15 protein-coding genes are annotated in these 16,589 nt (G+C 61.5%); 11 read left to right on the top strand and 4 right to left on the bottom strand.

Going from position 1 to position 16,589, the window contains the following annotated elements; all coding sequences use genetic code 11:
• Nucleotides 1-140 precede the first annotated feature (140 nt).
• Nucleotides 141-1,430: an L-rhamnose catabolism isomerase gene (gene rhaI, locus JP75_RS21190; RefSeq protein WP_035086659.1), complete on the bottom strand. Its 1,290-nt coding sequence runs from the start codon at nucleotides 1,428-1,430 to the stop codon at nucleotides 141-143.
• Between the two features lie 224 nt (nucleotides 1,431-1,654).
• Nucleotides 1,655-3,751 carry a bifunctional rhamnulose-1-phosphate aldolase/short-chain dehydrogenase gene (locus tag JP75_RS21185; protein ID WP_035086657.1) on the bottom strand — a complete coding sequence of 699 codons (2,097 nt, stop codon included), beginning with the start codon at nucleotides 3,749-3,751 and terminating at the stop codon, nucleotides 1,655-1,657.
• A 184-nt stretch (nucleotides 3,752-3,935) separates the two neighbouring features.
• Between JP75_RS21185 and JP75_RS21180 the strand changes: the two genes are divergently transcribed.
• The 6 genes from JP75_RS21180 (at nucleotide 3,936) to rhaM (ending at nucleotide 9,746) form a co-directional block, all read left to right on the top strand.
• Nucleotides 3,936-4,739, top strand: a complete 804-nt coding sequence (locus JP75_RS21180; protein ID WP_035086656.1) for a DeoR/GlpR family DNA-binding transcription regulator — start codon at nucleotides 3,936-3,938, stop codon at nucleotides 4,737-4,739.
• A 36-nt stretch (nucleotides 4,740-4,775) separates the two neighbouring features.
• A complete protein-coding gene (gene rhaS, locus JP75_RS21175; protein ID WP_035086655.1) occupies nucleotides 4,776-5,762 on the top strand; it encodes a rhamnose ABC transporter substrate-binding protein in 987 nt (328 codons plus the stop codon).
• 177 nt (nucleotides 5,763-5,939) lie between these two features.
• Entirely contained in the window at nucleotides 5,940-7,445 is a 1,506-nt protein-coding gene (locus JP75_RS21170) for a sugar ABC transporter ATP-binding protein (protein WP_035086654.1), read from the top strand.
• Nucleotides 7,442-8,419 carry an ABC transporter permease gene (locus JP75_RS21165; protein ID WP_035086653.1) on the top strand — a complete coding sequence of 326 codons (978 nt, stop codon included), beginning with the start codon at nucleotides 7,442-7,444 and terminating at the stop codon, nucleotides 8,417-8,419. The genes JP75_RS21170 and JP75_RS21165 overlap by 4 nt, the downstream gene beginning before the upstream one ends.
• Nucleotides 8,416-9,417 carry an ABC transporter permease gene (locus JP75_RS21160; RefSeq protein WP_035086652.1) on the top strand — a complete coding sequence of 334 codons (1,002 nt, stop codon included), beginning with the start codon at nucleotides 8,416-8,418 and terminating at the stop codon, nucleotides 9,415-9,417. Before JP75_RS21165 ends, JP75_RS21160 begins: the two co-directional genes overlap by 4 nt.
• On the top strand, nucleotides 9,414-9,746 hold the full coding sequence (gene rhaM / locus JP75_RS21155; protein WP_035086651.1) for an L-rhamnose mutarotase: 333 nt from the start codon (nucleotides 9,414-9,416) through the stop codon (nucleotides 9,744-9,746). Before JP75_RS21160 ends, rhaM begins: the two co-directional genes overlap by 4 nt.
• Before the next feature lie 191 nt (nucleotides 9,747-9,937).
• Here the strand turns inward: rhaM and JP75_RS21150 are convergent, their stop codons facing one another.
• A complete protein-coding gene (locus JP75_RS21150) occupies nucleotides 9,938-10,801 on the bottom strand; it encodes an NAD-dependent epimerase/dehydratase family protein (protein ID WP_035086649.1) in 864 nt (287 codons plus the stop codon).
• A 236-nt stretch (nucleotides 10,802-11,037) separates the two neighbouring features.
• On the opposite strand from JP75_RS21150, the gene JP75_RS21145 reads away from it, so the two are divergent.
• The 3 genes from JP75_RS21145 (at nucleotide 11,038) to JP75_RS21135 (ending at nucleotide 13,039) form a co-directional block, all read left to right on the top strand.
• The gene (locus tag JP75_RS21145; RefSeq protein WP_035086647.1) at nucleotides 11,038-11,463 is read left to right on the top strand and encodes a hypothetical protein; all 426 of its coding nucleotides are present in this window, start codon (nucleotides 11,038-11,040) and stop codon (nucleotides 11,461-11,463) included.
• A 119-nt stretch (nucleotides 11,464-11,582) separates the two neighbouring features.
• Nucleotides 11,583-11,921 (top strand): SH3 domain-containing protein, encoded by a 339-nt coding sequence (locus JP75_RS21140; RefSeq protein ID WP_035086644.1) that lies wholly within the window; start codon nucleotides 11,583-11,585, stop codon nucleotides 11,919-11,921.
• 119 nt (nucleotides 11,922-12,040) lie between these two features.
• Complete coding sequence (locus JP75_RS21135; RefSeq protein WP_035086642.1) at nucleotides 12,041-13,039, top strand: asparaginase; 999 nt, start codon at nucleotides 12,041-12,043, stop codon at nucleotides 13,037-13,039.
• Between the two features lie 6 nt (nucleotides 13,040-13,045).
• Here JP75_RS21135 and JP75_RS21130 read toward each other — a convergent pair whose 3' ends face one another.
• Entirely contained in the window at nucleotides 13,046-14,329 is a 1,284-nt protein-coding gene (locus JP75_RS21130; protein WP_035086641.1) for a TIGR03808 family TAT-translocated repetitive protein, read from the bottom strand.
• A 108-nt stretch (nucleotides 14,330-14,437) separates the two neighbouring features.
• Here JP75_RS21130 and JP75_RS21125 point away from each other — a divergent pair, with 108 nt between their 5' ends.
• The gene (locus JP75_RS21125; protein ID WP_035086640.1) at nucleotides 14,438-15,934 is read left to right on the top strand and encodes a helicase HerA-like domain-containing protein; all 1,497 of its coding nucleotides are present in this window, start codon (nucleotides 14,438-14,440) and stop codon (nucleotides 15,932-15,934) included.
• Complete coding sequence (locus JP75_RS21120) at nucleotides 15,931-16,473, top strand: hypothetical protein (RefSeq protein WP_035086639.1); 543 nt, start codon at nucleotides 15,931-15,933, stop codon at nucleotides 16,471-16,473. The genes JP75_RS21125 and JP75_RS21120 overlap by 4 nt, the downstream gene beginning before the upstream one ends.
• The last annotated feature ends 116 nt before the right edge of the window (nucleotides 16,474-16,589 follow it).

Below are 16,589 nucleotides of genomic sequence, written 5' to 3'. Positions count from 1 at the left end.
AGACTAAAGCACAAAGCATCCACACAAGCCCGAGGGTGACGACTGAGGGGCGGCGGCACTGTTCCCGCGAGCCCAGCAAAAAGGCCCGGTGATTGCTCACCGGGCCTTCGCTTTCTCTCACTCGGGGAGGAGTGAGGGAATTAGACGATGCCGCCCGAACCGCCTTCGACGGCGGGGCGCACTCCGGCGACTTTGGCGCGGTAGCCGCTAGCGCGGTAGGTGGCGAGCGGGTCGATGGCGCCGCCCTGTTCGAGGCGGGCCAGGGCCAGGATCGGTTCGACATCTGTGCGGAAAGCGTGGCGCAACTGCTGGGTGGCGGTCAGCGCGTCGTTGTTGTTCTGGGCGGATTTGAGCGTCTTGCGATCGACGAGGAGCGCCTGGGCGTAGGAGCGCTGCACGTCGGAAGCCGACAGCATCAGCGACTCGATGGGGTCGGTGACATTGTGGCTCTGGTCGAGCATGTGAGCCGGGTGGAAGTTTTGGTCGCGGTTCTCGATGTCGACGAGTTCGTTGAACACGAGGAACAGGCGGTAGGGATCGATGGAGCCGGCGTCGAGATCGTCGTCGCCATATTTGCTGTCGTTGAAGTGGAAGCCGCCGAGCTTGCCGAACTGGGCAAGGCGGGAGACGATCATTTCAATGTTGACGTTCGGGGCGTGGTGGCCGAGATCGACCAGGCACAGGGCCTTGTCGCCCAGTTCCTTGGCGATGATGTAATTGGTGCCCCAATCCTGCACGACCGTCGAATAGAAGGCCGGCTCATACATCTTGTGTTCGGTATAGACGTGCCAATCGTCCGGCAGGGCGGCATAGATGGCCTTGGCGGAGTCGAGGTAATTGGCGAACTGGTCGGCGAAATTGACCTGGCCGGGGAAGTTGGAGCCGTCGCCGATCCAGATGGTCAGGGCCTTCGAACCCACGGTCTTGCCGATCTCGATACATTCGAGATTGTGCTCGATCGCCTGGTTGCGGGTGCCCTTGTCATAGGACGAGAGCGAGCCGAACTTGTAGGACTGAAGCTGACCTTTGGCGTCCGAGAAGGTGTTCGAGTTCATCGCGTCGAAGCCGAGGTTGAAGCGGCTCGCAGCCTGCTTCAAGCGGTTCGGATCGGCCTTGTCCCACGGAATGTGGAGGGAAATGGTGCGGGTTGCCTGGGTCAGTTGGGCGATGACGGCGCAGTCTTCGATCTTGTCGAAGATGTCGCGCGGTTCGCCCTTGCCGGGGAATTTTGCGAAGCGGGTGCCGCCGGTGCCGACGCCCCAGGAGGGGACGGCCACGGAGAATTTTGCGACCTTGGCTTTGATGGCGTCGATGGCGATGCCGCGGCGGTCGAGGCGCTCACCCAGGGTTTCGTAGTCACGGCGCAGATCGGCTTCGCGCTTGGCGTTTTCGGCGGCGACGATTGATGCGTCGATGATGTGTTCGGTCATTTTTTGCTCCTTGCCATTCGGGCATAGCCCTCATGGCCTTCTCCCTAAAATCGCTCCACTGGAGCGATTTTGCCTGCGTCCGGTTCGAAACCCCTCACCCTAGCCCTCTCCCCGGAGGGGCGAGGGGACGATGGGGGAGGAGGCAGTGCAGGAGCCGACACTAGCTTAGCGGCTCCTGCGTCCCCTCGCCCCTATGGGGAGAGGGTCAGGGTGAGGGGTCTTTCTTACCGCGGGAACGACTGGGCGTTGCCGGCGTCGACGTTGATGATGTTGCCGGTAGACTTGGCCGAGGCCTCCGAAGCGAAGAAGTAGATGGCTTCGGCGATGTCTTCCGGGAACACCGAGCGCTTCAGCATCGAGCGCTGGCGATACATTTCTTCAAGGCCGTCCTTGTCGGTCTTGTAGGTCGATGCGCGCTGCTCGAGCCATTCGCCGGCCCAGATCTTGGAACCACGCAGCACGGCGTCGGGATTGACGACGTTGACGCGGATTTGTGCTTCCGCGCCTTCGAGGGCGAGGCAGCGAGCCAGGTGGATTTCGGCGGCCTTGGCGGTGCAATAGGCTGCAGCGTTGGGCGAAGCGGCAAGACCATTCTTGGACGCGACGAAGACGACGTTGCCGCCGATCTTCTGCTGGCGGAACAGGCGGAAGGCTTCGCGCGAAACGAGGAAATAGCCCGTGGACAGGATGTCCATGTTCTTGTTCCAGAGTTCGAGCGTCGTGTCTTCAATCGGGGCTGAGGAAGCCAGGCCAGCGTTCGACACGAGGATGTCGAGGCCGCCGAATTCGACCACGGCGTGGGCGAAGCCGGACAGGACCTGATCTTCCTTGGTGACGTTGATGTTCACCGGACGGACGAAGTCGGCACCGAAGACGCCAGAGAGTTCGGCGGTGGCGTTGTCGAGGGCGGTCTGGTCGATATCGGCGATAACGACGCAGGCGCCTTCGCGGAGGAGCCGGGCTGCAGTGGCCTTGCCAATGCCGCCGGCGCCGCCGGTGACCAGCGCAATCTTGCCAGCGAGGGACTTTGGCTTGGGCATGCGGGCAAGCTTGGCTTCTTCAAGCAGCCAGTACTCGATGTCGAAGGCTTCCCGCTCGGGCAGACCCTGGTATTCGCTGACGGTCGAGGCGCCGCGCATCACGTTGATGGCGTTGACATAGAACTCGCCGGAAATACGGGCGGTGGCCTTGTCCTTGGCGAAGGTCAGCATGCCGACGCCCGGGATCAGATAAACGACGGCATTGGGATCGCGCACGGCGGGGGAGTTGTCGTGCTTGCAGCGATCGTAATAGGCCTGATAGTCGACGCGATAGGCGGCGATCTGAGCATCAAGGCCGGCGATCACGGCATCAACGTCCGGGTTGGCCGGGTTGAAGTCGATGACCAGCGGACGGATTTTCGTGCGCAGGAAGTGATCGGGGCAGGAGGTGCCCAGAGCCGCCAGCGGGCGCAGGTTCTTGGAATTGACGAATTCGAGGACCGCGTCGCTGTCATCGAAATGGCCGAGCTTGTGGCTGTCTTCGGAGATGAAGCCGCGGATCTTTGGCATGAGCTTCGCTGCAACAGCGCGACGGGCGTCGGCATCGAGCGACTGGGTCGCGACGCCACCGAAAATGGTCTTCCCAGCGGTTTCCTTTTCAAACCATTCGATGGCCTGATTGATGATGCCGATGGTCGTTTCGTAGCATTCCTTGGGGGTGTCGCCCCAGGTGAAGAGGCCGTGCGACTCGAGGATCAGGCCCTTGGCGTTCGGGTTCTCTTCGCAATATTTGCCAAGCCACAGGCCGAGCTCAAAACCCGGCTTCTTCCAGGGGAGCCAGCCGATGGTGTCGCCAAAAATCTGCTTGGTCAGTTCCCTGGAGTTCTTGGAAGCGGCGATGGCGATGATCGCGTCCGGGTGCATGTGATCCACGAAGGCGTGGTTCACATAGGCATGGAGAGGGGTGTCGATCGAGGCGGCGCGCGGATTGAGGTTGAACGTCGCGTGGGGCAGGTAGCCCACCATCTCGTCTTCGAATTCGACGCCGCGATAGAGGCCCTTCAGGGCGCGGAGCTTGTCCATATAGAGCGTCGAAAAGCCATCGAGCTTGATAGAGGCGCTATCGCCGCCCGAACCCTTCACCCACAGGACTTCGACCATCTCGCCCGTAAGAGGGTCCTTCTGCATGATCTTGGAGGAGGTATTGCCGCCGCCGTAATTGGTGACGCGCTTGTCCGAACCCAAGAGGTTCGACCGATAGACCAGACGCTCCGGCTCGGTCATGGACGCGGCCTTGGCGTCGTCCCAAAGGTTAGCGAGGCGCTTGGGCGCGGTGGACATGGACGTTCCTCCCAGAGGTTAGGCGAGATGGTGTTTGGCCCGGACATGGCCATGGAACGATGCACGCTGTCAATCAGAAACGATCATAAAACGTCATTCATGCGCGTTAATGACCGAAACATGTCGATTGTTGATTGACTCTGCGCGGAAAGAGTGAAAGCACTGCGTCCAGGGAGTATCAGCCTTGCACGAAACGGAACGCCACCGCGTCATTCTCGCCGCCGCACAATCGCACCCCGTGGTGACGGTTGCCGAATTATGTGAGGTGACAGGATCTTCGGAAGCCACGATCCGCCGGGACATTGCCTCGCTCGACGAGCAGGGCAAGCTTCGCCGGGTGCGGGGCGGCGCCGAGGCGATCAACCCGCCGGAACAGGGTGGCCTGGTGGGGCGGCCCTTTTCGGTCAATGAAACGATCAATATTGCTCAAAAACGAGCAATTGCGCGTGTTGCTGCAGATTTGTGCAGCGACGGCGAGCCGATCATCATCAATGGCGGTACGACGACCTATCAGATGGTGCACTACCTGACGTCCAAGCGCGTCAGCGTCTTCACCAACTCCTTCGCCATCGCCGAATACCTCATTCACAACTCGCGCAATCCCGTCGTCATTCCCGGTGGCACGGTCTATCGCGAGCAGAACGTCATCCTCTCGCCCTTTGGCGGGGTGGTGGCATCACATTTTTATGCCAAGCGCATGTTCATCGGCTGCCAGGGCATTGGCGCCCATGGGCTGATGGAAGCCGACCCTATGGTCGTGCAGTCCGAGCTTGGCCTGATCGGGCAGGCGGACGAGCTGATCGTTCTCGCCGACTCCTCCAAATTTATGGGCCGCAGCAGTCTGATCCTCTGCGGACTCGATAGAATTGCCGCTGTCATCACCGATAGCGGCATCCGCGATGAAGATCGCCAGATGCTGGAAACGGCAGGCGTGAAACTCATCGTCGCGGACACGACTGCTCAGGCCGACCGTCAATCGGTGGCTTGAGACATGAACGACAGATCATCCCAGGGAGGGACTCTTATGAAACTGTTCAAACTGATGGCTGCGACCGCCGCTGCAGCAATCCTGCTGGCAACTCCGGCCTTCGCCCAGACGCGTATCGCGCTTGTGGTAAAATCGCTCGGCAATGGCTTCTTCGACGCCGCCGCCAAGGGCGCCGAGGAAGCTGCCAAGGAAATCGGCGATATCGAGCTGATTTATACCGGTCCGACCACGGCCACCGCCGAAGCCCAGATCGAAGTCGTCAATTCGCTGATCGCCCAGCAGGTCGACGCCATCGCCATTTCGGCCAATGACCCGGACGCCCTGGTGCCGGTGCTGCAGCGCGCCCAGCAGCGTGGCATCAAGGTGATCTCCTGGGATTCGGGCGTGGCGCCCGAAGGCCGCTCGATCCACCTCAACCCGTCTGATATCGGGCTGATCGGCGAAACCATCATCAAGCTGGCCGCCGACTACCTGCCTGAAGGCGGCGATGTGGCTATTCTCTCGGCCGCCTCCACCGCGACCAACCAGAATGCCTGGATCGAAGCTGCCAAGGCCGTCATTCCGGAAAAGTTCCCCAATATCAACCTCGTGGCCACCGTTTATGGTGACGACGACTCGGTGAAGTCGACCGAAGAAGCCCGCGGCCTGATCGCGGCCTATCCTGATCTCAAGGCCATCATCGCTCCGACCACCGTCGGCGTCGTGGCTGCGGCCCAGGTCGTGACCGACCAGAACCTGATCGGCAAGGTCAATGTCACGGGTCTCGCCCTGCCGTCCGAGTTCAAGCAGTTCATCGACAATGGCGCTTCGCAGGCCGTGGCGCTGTGGAACCCGATCGATCTCGGCTATTCGGCTGTCTATCTCGCCAAGGCCCTTGTTGATGGCCAGGAAGCTGCGCCCGGCGCGACCTTCTCGATCGGCAAGGTGGGCGAAGTGACGCTCGACGACACGAACTCGGCCGCCATGGCTGCCCCGTTCCAGTTCGATAAGAGCAACATCGAAGAATTCTCCAAGATCTACTGAGGTCTGTAATTCAAGAGCCCGGCGCTTCGGTGCCGGGCCGACCATTTTCCGTTCCTTCGTCATCACCGGGCCCGTCCCGGTGATCCAGTGGCGCGGAGCCATCGCATGGATTGCCCGGGCGAGCCGGGCAATGACGATTGCGGATGGTACTGCGCTACATCGTGAGCATTGCTGCCAATGACAGACCTCATCCTGACCCTTTCGGGCATTTCCAAGAGCTTTCCGGGCGTGAGGGCGCTGCACAATGTGTCGCTCGAACTCTATCCGGGGCAGGTGACAGCGCTGATCGGCGAGAATGGTGCGGGCAAGTCGACCCTGGTGAAGACGCTGACTGGGATTTATCAGCCGGACGAAGGCGAAATCCGGGTCAAAGGTGAGGTTGTCACCTTGCCGACGGCCATTTCGGCTTCCGACGCGGGCATTACCGCCATCCATCAGGAAACTGTGCTGTTCGACGAACTGTCCGTCGCAGAAAACATCTATCTCGGGCATGCGCCGCGCAATCGCCTCGGCATGATCGACTGGAAGACCATGCGGAACGAAGCGCAGAAGACGCTCGATGCCATGGCGGCGGGGATCGATGCCGGGATACCGCTGAAAGAACTGGGCATTGCCAAGAAGCACCTCGTGGCCGTGGCGCGGGCGCTCAGCGTCGATGCACAGGTCGTCATCATGGATGAGCCGACCGCAGCCTTGAGCCAGAAGGAAATCGAGGAGCTTTACGTGCTCGTCGAGCTGCTCAAGCAGGACGGCAAGGCCATCCTCTTCATCTCGCACAAGTTCGACGAAATTTTCCGCATCTGCGACCGCTTCACCGTGTTCCGCGATGGCGAAATGGTGGGCAAGGGGTTCATCAAGGACACGCCGGAAAACGAGATCGTCAAATTGATGGTCGGCCGTTCCGTTGATCATATCTTCCCGCAGCGCGAAGCCGTTATTGGCGGGACGGTGCTCGAGGTGAAGGGGCTGAGCCATCCGACCGAATTTGAGGATATTTCCTTCGAGGTCAGGAAGGGTGAAATCCTTGGCTTTTATGGGCTTGTGGGGGCGGGGCGGTCCGAGGTCATGCAGGCCGTGTTCGGCATGACGCAGATCGCGTCGGGCGCAATCGTGCTCGATGGCAAGGCCATTGCGCCGAAATCGCCGGCGGATGCGGTCGAGGCGGGTATCGTCTATGTGCCGGAGGAGCGCGGCAAGCAGGGGGTCATCACCGGCGAGCCGATTTACAGGAATGTCTCGCTGCCGAGCTTGGACAAAACCAGCCGCGGCGGTTTCCTCCGCATGGCGGAAGAGTTTGCGCTGGCGCGGACCTATACCGAGCGGCTTGACCTGCGCGCCTCCTCGCTGAGCCAGAACGTGTCGACCCTGTCGGGCGGCAATCAGCAGAAGGTTGTCATCGCCAAGTGGCTGGCGACACTGCCCAAAGTGATCATTCTCGATGAGCCGACCAAGGGCATCGATATCGGCTCCAAGGCGGCCGTGCATGAATTCATGGGCGAACTGGTGAGCCAAGGGCTCTCGGTGATCATGGTTTCGTCCGAACTGCCCGAAATTCTGGGCATGAGCGACCGCGTGGTCGTCATGCGCGAGGGGCACATCATCGAGACGCTCGAAAACAAGAATTTGCAGCCCGAGACGCTGGTGCGTCTGGCGGCTGGTATTGCCAAGGAGAAGGCGGCATGAACCGGCTTCTGAAAACCCGCGAACTCTGGCTGGCGCTCGGCATTCTCGCCGTCATCGTGCTGGTGACGCTGCGCTTCCCGCGCTTCTCGCAGCCGGGCAATCTGCTCACCATTTTCAACGACACCTCGATTCTGATGATGCTGGCGCTGGGGCAGATGGCGGTCATCTTGACCCGCTCCATCGACCTTTCCATGGCGTCCAACCTGGCGCTGACCGGCATGATCGTCGCCATGACCAATGCGGCCTTTCCCGGCGTGCCGATTCCGCTGCTGATTGCCGGCTGCGTGGTGGTCGGGGCGGCGCTGGGCGCCTTCAATGGCATTCTGGTGTGGAAGCTTGATATTCCGCCCATCGTCGTGACGCTCGGTACTCTGACCATTTTCCGCGGGCTGGTCTTTGTTATTTCCGGTGGCGCCTGGGTCAATGCGGCGCAGATGAGCCCCGATTTCATCCAGCTCCAGCGCGGCGCTTTCCTCGGCCTGCCGATCCTGAGCTGGTTCGCCATTGTCGTGGCATTGCTGGTCTATCTGCTGATGACGCGAACCGCCGCCGGCCGCGCCTTCTATGCCATCGGCGTCAATCCGACAGCGGCCGTCTATACCGGCATCAATGTGGGGCGCACAAAATTCCTGGCCTTCGTGCTGGCCGGGGCCATTGCTGGGCTCTGCGGCTATCTCTGGATTTCGCGCTATGTCATCGCTTCGGTGGAAGTGGCCGGCGGCTATGAACTGACCATTGTTGCCGCCTGCGTTATCGGCGGCGTGTCGATTGCCGGGGGCATCGGCACCGTGGCCGGCGCGCTGCTTGGTGCGCTCTTCCTTGGCGTCGTCAACAATGCCCTGCCGGTGATCGGCGTTTCGCCCTTCTGGCAGATGGCCATTTCGGGCACGGCCATTCTGGTCGCCGTGGTGCTCAATGGGCGCAGCGAACGGACCAAGGGGCGCATCATCCTCAAGAAGGCAGAAGCCGCATGACCGACACGACCGCAACCGGCCGCCACCTTCCCGATCGGCTCGACAATCCCGTCAAATCCGCCGTCTTGAGCTGGGAGAGCCTGCTGGTTCTCGTGGCGCTCGCCATCTTCATCGCCAATTCCTTCGCCTCGCCCTACTTCCTCAATGAGTGGAGCCTGAGCGACATGACGTTCAACTTCACCGAAAAGGCGCTGATCGCGCTGGCTATGGCGCTTGTCATCATCACCGGTGAGATCGACCTGTCGGTGGCGTCGATCATCGCGCTTGCCTCGACCATGATGGGTTTGGCGCTGCAGGTGGGGGCGGATACGCCTATGCTTGTCGCCGTCGGGATCGGCGTCGGCATTTTGTGCGGGGCCTTCAATGGCTTCCTGATTACGGGCCTGAAACTGCCGTCCATCGTCGTCACCATCGGCACGATGAGCCTTTTTCGCGGCGTGGCCTATATCGTCCTCGGCGACCAGAGCTTTAAGGGTTATCCAGCAAGCTTTTCCTGGTTCGGCCAGGGCTATGTGTTCTGGGTGATCTCCTTCGAGCTGGTGCTGTTCCTGGTCTGCGCGCTCATTTTCTATGTCGTGCTGCACCACACCAATTTCGGGCGTCGCGTCTTCGCCATCGGCAATAATGCGACCGCGGCGCGCTTTTCGGGCGTGCGCGTCGATCGCATAAAATTCGTGCTGTTCTGCCTGACCGGCTTAATGAGCGGTCTTGCGGCCGTGTTGTTGACGGCGCGTTTGGGCTCGACCCGCCCCTCGATTGCCGAGGGTTTTGAGCTTGAGGCTGTCACCATGGTGGTTCTCGGTGGCGTATCGATCCTTGGCGGCTCGGGCACCATTATCGGCGTCGTGCTGGCCGCGCTGATCATGGGCCTCGTGACGTTCGGGCTTGGCTTGCTCAACGTGCCGGGGATCGTGATGTCGATCTTCATCGGCTCGCTGCTGATCGTCGTGATCGCGCTGCCGATCCTGTTCCGCATGTGGAGGCAAAGAAAAGCATGATCACCGACGGTGGCTACGAAAAGCACGCCTTCAAGATGCGTCTCAATCCCGGCATGACGGCCGAATACAAGAAGCGTCACGACGAGATTTTTCCCGAGCTGGTCGATCTCCTGCACGAGGCTGGGGTGAAGGATTATTCCATTCACCTCGACGAGGAGACCAACACGCTGTTTGGCGTGCTGTGGCGCCGGGTGGACCACACGATGGGCGATCTGCCGAATACGGCCGTGATGCAGCGCTGGTGGGCGCATATGGCCGATATCATGGCCACGAATGAGAAGAACGAGCCGATCTCGGTGGATTTGTTGCCGGTGTTCTGGATGAAGTGAGGGCACTGGCCTCCTGTGGGGCCGGGGCATTGTGCAAAAAATCCAAGCTCGATTGTCATCCCCGCGAAAGCGGGGACCTCCGTTTCTAAACAGGGGTTCCCGCTTTCGCGGGAATGACACCGTGGGTGGAACGCAAGCTGCATAGAAGTCCGAAGTAAGCACTTCTCCTTGCAGGGGGAGGCTAGGTGGGGTTACTTTCCCACCTCGTTGCGCCACGAATACTGCGGAGAGTAGCCCAGCAGCCGTTTCGCCTTTTCGATCGAGAGCAGGGTGCTATTGGTCGAAATATTGCCCTTGTGCGGTACGTCCGGGAACACTTCGGCGAGGAGCGAAATGTTGGACCGGGTCATTACCGAATCCGCATTGGCGATGATGAAGGCTTCAAAACCCTTGAAATCGGCCTGGATGGAGCGGCGCACGGCCTGGGCGCCGTCACGGGCGTCGATATAGGCCCAAAGATTCCATTTGCGGCTGCGCGGATCGCTGTCGAACTTGGGGAAGGCGGCGTAGTCCTCGGGATACATGACGTTGGAGAAGCGCAGGGCGACCATGCGCAGTTCCGGATCCCAGCGGCAGAATTGGGCGGCCATGGTTTCGTCGAGCAGTTTGCCGAGCGAATAGGCGCTTTCGGGGCGCGGGAAATATTCCTCGTCGACCGGGGCATAGGGCGGCGGCGTGTCGAAGGGCAGGCCCAGGACGGTTTCGCTCGAGGCGAAGACGACGTTCTTGATTTTCGCGAGGCGGGTGGCCTCGAAGACGTTGTAGGTCGTCGTCACATTATTGGCAAAAGTCCTGGCATTGGCGGCAAGGCCCGGCGCGGGAATGGCGGCGAGGTGCACTACGGCATCGAAGGGGCCGCCGCGCTCGTCGACGCCGCCGAGAATGGCTGATGCGACTTCGCCGAAATTGGTGAGATCGATTTTCACCGATCGGCAGATGGGTTCGGACAGCGCCTGCTGGTCGATGTTCAAGACGTCGTAGCCATGAGTCACGAGATCGCGCAGCACGGCGCGGCCAAGCTTGCCGCTGCCCCCGGTCACCAGCACCTTTTTCATCCGAACCTCCTCAATTTGCACGCTGATTTCGTCGGCCGAGCCTATGCGGAATTTGCTCTTCTGCCAATCGACTGACGCCGCGCGGCCGGGGTTTTGCCGGTTAACGGAAGATGAATGTGGCTCTCAGTGAGGGTTCAAGGGGCCGGGATCATAACACCGCCACGCTCGATGCAAGGACATCGAACCCGAAGGCGGTCCGCGAGGGGCGGATGCCGAACCCAAATTGGAGAAACAAAATGCTTAAAATCACCACGCTCGCCATTCTCGCCGGCCTCGTCACCGCCACTTCCGTCGCGCCGAGCTTTGCTCAGTTCGCCGTGCCGGGCGCGCAGAATCATCCCACGCCCACTTCTTCGTCCGTCGAGTGCGACGAAATCATGGGGCACATGCGCTCGGTCCGTCAGGCCGACATCAATGCCATCCATGGAAACCGCGTCAGCCTGCAAGCAGTTTGTGAAGATCTTACTGTCCTGGGCAAGAACGCTTACGGCTCTCTCTTTGTGAACGGCAATGTCAATCACCTGCGCGTGCCGATCGCCCGCAATGCCACGCTGATGGCTGCCCTGACCGCGAAGGGCTACGACCAGCACGATGTCGTCTCGCTCCGCCACGGCGCCAATGACAGCATCATCCTCTATGTCCACCAGCGCGACATGAACTAAGCCAGCCGGCCGAACGTGCCCGCAAGATGAACCGAGCCTGAACGAGCCTATCAGGGTGAGTTCAAGCCGGTTCGGGCAGGGTGAGGCCAAGATGAAATCCATCCCCGGGGGATAGTGAAATGAACAAGTCACAGGAAAAGGTTCTGGTCGCAGCGCTCTGTGGCCTTGTGGTGACCGCCGCAGCCGGTTTCGCCGTGCAGCCTGCCATGGCGGCGGGCTATCAGGTCGAGCAATTGGCGCGGGTCAGCAATGTCGCCCATTGGGACCAGTTGAACGTGCGCAAGTGGCCGGCCAGCTATTCCCAGAAGATTGGTGCCTTCCAACCCGGCACGCCGGTCTGGGTTGAACGCTGCATCACCGTTCCCAAAAGCGCCGACTGGTGCCTCGTCGAACGTCAGAATACGCGAGGTTGGGTCAATTCGCGCTTCCTGACGCCGATGGAAAACTGGGACATCTGAATTTCAGCGCCGTTTGCCCGGCGCCTCTCTTTAGTACCCGCGTACCTCCTACCCATGCATGTTGACTTTTCCGGCTCTGCACTGTTCCTCAGGGGACAGTCAGGCCGGAGTTTTTTTTCATGGATGCCAATCCCGTTCTCGCCGAGGCCGTGCGCGGCAACTGGGTGGAAAACCGCCATCGCGGCGCCTTTGTCGTCATGGATGCGGAGGGCCGGGTGATTGCCTCGGCAGGCGATATCGAGCGGCCGGTCTTTCCGCGCTCGGCGATCAAGTCCATGCAGGCCCTGACGATTTTCGATCGGCATGCCGTGGAGCGCTTTCATCATTCGACCGAAGAACTGGCGCTGGCCTGTGCCTCGCACCATGGCGAGGACGACCATGTGACCAATGTCGCCAATTTCCTGGGGCGCATGGGACTGTCGGTGGCCGATCTCGAATGCGGCGCGCATCAGCCGACCAATGGCGTGGCGCGCGAGGAACTGCGCGAGCGGCATGAGGAGCCGACGGCGCTCCATAACAATTGCTCGGGCAAGCATGCCGGCATGCTGAGTGTTGCCTTGGCCATGGGCGTGCCGACGCGGGACTATGTCAAGCGCGAGCACGAAGTGCAGCGCGCGGTGCGGGCTGCAGTGGAACTGGTGATCGGCGAGGGGCTGACGGAAGATCGCTGCGGGACGGATGGCTGTTCCATTCCCACCTGGGCGGCTCCGATCCGCGCCTGGGCGCATGGCTTTGCGCGCATGGCGACGGGGCAGGGGCTCGATGCCGGACATGCGGCAGGGGCTCGGGCGCTGTTCGATGCAGCGACCAAGCATCCGCATCTCGTCGCCGGCACGGGGCATCTCGATACGCTGGTGATGGAGGCCTTTGGTAGCCGGGTCATGCAGAAGGGCGGCGCGGAAGGCGTGCAATGCGGCGCCATTCGCGACAAGGGTCTTGGCTACGCGCTCAAATGCGACGACGGCAATATGGCGGCGAGCCAGGCCATGGTCGCGGCGCTGCTGCTGAAATTCGCCGATCCGGATGAAAAGCAGCGGGCGGTGCTGGAAGGCTTTGCGCGGCAGCCGACGCTAAATGTGCGGAAGGCCGTGGTGGGGGAAGTGCGGGCGGTGCTCTGACCGCCCTTAGCGGATCGTCACATGCGGATAGCGGTTGGCTACGGCGCGGAGGTCGGTTTCGGCAATGTCGGTCCATTTGAGGCCGACGATTTCGCCGACGCTCGGCTCATGCACCATGTTGTCGGCGATGAGCACCTTGCCGGCGCCCTCGGCGACTGACACGCCGATGCCGATATTGCTGGCATAGACGACATTGCTGCTGATGACGACGGAGCGCATGAAACTGCCGAAGCCGGCCGCGATGGCGACGCCGGGGACGTTTTCGACTACATTGCCCGTGACGGCAACTTCGGCCTCGACATAGATGCCCACGGGGACGGTGTCCGGGTTCACCTCGGATTTTGGCGAGATGTTGCGCACGATATTGCCCGAGCAGACGGCGAGGTGCCCGTTGCTGTCGAGATTGGTGATGGAAATGCCGGTGGCGGCGCCATCCACAACATTGTCGGCGATGATCGAGCCGGAAAACCCGAATTCGGAGAAGATCGCGACCTCGCCGCAGGTGCGGCAGATGTTGCCGGTGACCTGGCAGTTTTTCGTCGTGTTGAGGCGCACGGCGGTGAAGGCGCAATCGGAAATATGGTTGTCGGCGACGACGACTTCGTCGGCTAGGTACACGTTGATGCCATTGCCGTTCTGGCCATTGCCGCCCTGGCGCCAATCGATCTTGCTGATGCGGTTGTTGACGAGGATCGAGCCATCAGGGCTGGCCTCGTTGCGCCAGATGCGGATGCCGGCATTGCCGCAGCCGGAAATGGTGTTGCCGCTGGCAAGGAGGCCGGTGCTGTCGAGGGAATGGATCGCGGCGTCGCCGTGGTTTTCGAACGTGCAATCGCGGATGGTCGCGGCGCTTTCAAAGAGCGACAGGGCGATGCCGGGGTTTTCGGAAAATCGGCAGCGCTCGATGGTGACATTGTCGGCGGCCTGGACGCCGAACAGCGGATCGCTGCCGCTATCACCGGTAAAGCCGATATCGCGGAGGACGAGGCCGGACTGATACAGGAAGCCGCCAATGGCTGTCCCCGAGGCAACGAGCACGGTGGCGCCGGGTACGCCTTCGACCACGAGATTGGCCGGGAAATTGATATTGCTGACTCGGAAACGGCCGGGGGGCAGGGCGAGGCGCCCGGTGGCGCCATCGAGCGCGGCCTGCAGCGCTGCGCTCTGGTCGGCGTCGCTGTCTGGCACGAGATCAGCCGTTTGCGCCCGTGCGGCCACTGGCAGGCCGACGGCGAGACCAGCAAGACCGGCAAGGGCATGGCGACGGGTGATTTGGGTTTTCTGGCGCATGGTCTCATTCTGCCAGCTTTGGCGCACGGGGCGAGCAAAACCCAAAGACGTGGTGAACGGCTTTGGCTATAACGGGCAAGACTTTAGAAGACGCGAAGAGGTGACTACATGCTCGTGGACGGCAAGATCTATCTCGGCACGAGCACGCGGCGGGAATATCTGAGCCTCAAATATGGCAACCGCCATGGGCTCGTGACCGGCGCGACGGGCACCGGCAAGACGGTCACCCTGCAGGCACTGGCCGAGGGTTTTTCGGCGGCGGGCGTGCCTGTCTTTGCGGCCGATATCAAGGGCGACCTCTCGGGGGTCGCAAAGGGCCAGCCGATCCAGGAATGGCAAACCAAGCGGGCCGAGGATATCGGCTTTACCGACTATGCCAATGACGCCTTTCCGGTGGTTTTCTGGGACCTTTTCGGCCAGCAGGGGCATCCCGTTCGCGCCACGATTTCGGAAATGGGGCCGGTGCTGCTGAGCCGTATTCTCGATCTCAACGATACGCAGGAAGGTGTGCTCAACATCGCTTTCCGCGTGGCCGACGAGGAAGGGCTGTTGCTGCTGGATTTGAAGGACCTGCGCTCGATGCTGGTCAGCATTCAGGAGCGCTCCAAGGAGATTTCGGGGCGCTATGGCAATGTGACGACGGCCTCGGTCGGCGCCATCCAGCGGGCGCTGCTGGTGCTGGAACAGCAGGGCGCTGACAACTTCTTTGGCGAACGGGCGCTGGAGATTGCCGATCTGATGCGTACGGATACGGATGGGCGCGGCTTCATCTCGATCCTCGCGGCCGATCAGTTGATGAAGGCGCCCCGGCTCTACTCGACGTTCCTGCTCTGGCTGCTCTCGGAGCTGTTCGAGCAACTGCCTGAGGTCGGCGATCCGGATAAGCCGAAAATGGTGTTCTTCTTTGATGAGGCGCATCTGCTGTTCGACGATGCGCCCAAGGCGCTGATCGACAAGGTGGAGCAGGTGGTCAAGCTGATCCGCTCCAAGGGCGTTGGCGTCTATTTCGTCACGCAGAATCCGATCGATATTCCCGAAGCCGTGCTGGCGCAGCTTTCCAACCGCGTGCAGCACGCCTTGCGCGCCTATACGCCGCGCGAGCAGAAGGCGGTAAAGGTGGCGGCGGAAACCTTCCGGCCCAATCCCGACTTTTCGACCGAAGAGGTCATCACTCAATTGGGGATCGGCGAGGCACTGGTTTCGGTGCTGGAGGATAAGGGTATTCCGTCCATGGTCGGGCGCACGCTGATCCGGCCGCCTTCGGCGCAGGTTGGGCCGCTCAACCCGGCCGAGCGCGACGCGACCATGGCCAATTCGCCGGTGGGCGGGCTCTATGACAGCGTTACCGATCGTGAATCGGCCTTTGAAATCCTGGAGCGTCGGACGCGCGATCGGCAATTGGCCGAGGAGCGGGCCAAGTATGACGAGGCAGACCGCGTTGCGGCAGAAAAGCAGGCGCGCGAAGAGCGCGCGAGCCAGCCACGCCGGACCTCGAGCCGGCAGACGCCAGCGGAAGCGGCGATGAATTCCTTTGCCCGGACCGTGGCCAACAAGCTGGGCAATGCCATTGTCCGCGGCATTCTGGGCAGCATGAAGGGGCGATGAGCATGGCGGTTATCGGCATTTTCGCCTCGGACAAGGGGCCGGGCGATCCGGAACGGGCGAGCCTGATGAGCCAGACGGGAACGCTCTTTGCCCGGCGCGGCGCGCAATTGCTGTGCCTCTGGGAAAATGGCGGGGGACCGCTGCCGCTGATGACTGCCGCGAAGACGGCTGGCGGGGCGGTATCGGTTCTGGCCGATGCCGATGTGGCTTTGCCGCCGACGCTTTCGGGGGTGCCGGTGCGGGTTTTGCCGGAGCGCGCAGCGCGCCATGCGCTGTTTGCCGAGGAGGCAGAAGTGCTGGTGGCGCTGCCGGGCTCGCTGGCGTCGACCTCGGCTTTGTTCGGGAGCTGGGCTTCGCGGCAGGGGCGGGCAAAGCCCATGGTCATGCTCAACCGCCACCGGGCTTTTGAGGTGGTGAAGGGTTTTGCGGGCGACGTGCTGTCGCACTCGGTCGCGGGTTATGACCGGAATGTGCAGTTTGCCGATTCAGTGGAAGACCTTTGGAACAAGGTTAGCTGGGTGCTGGAGCAGAAGCGGTAGGGTTTTGCCGGGAGGCAGGGGGCAGAAACGCTTACCTTCTCTTTGAGCTAAAAGCCCAAAGACCTCATGGTGAGGCGCGAAGCAAAGCGTAGCCTCGAACCACGGGGTCGAGCGAG

The sequence above is a fragment of the Devosia riboflavina genome (genome assembly GCF_000743575.1).
Classification (GTDB): Bacteria; Pseudomonadota; Alphaproteobacteria; order Rhizobiales; family Devosiaceae; genus Devosia; species Devosia riboflavina.
The sequence above is the reverse complement of the archived record's forward strand: the minus strand, read 5'-3'. Positions and strand labels throughout refer to the sequence as shown.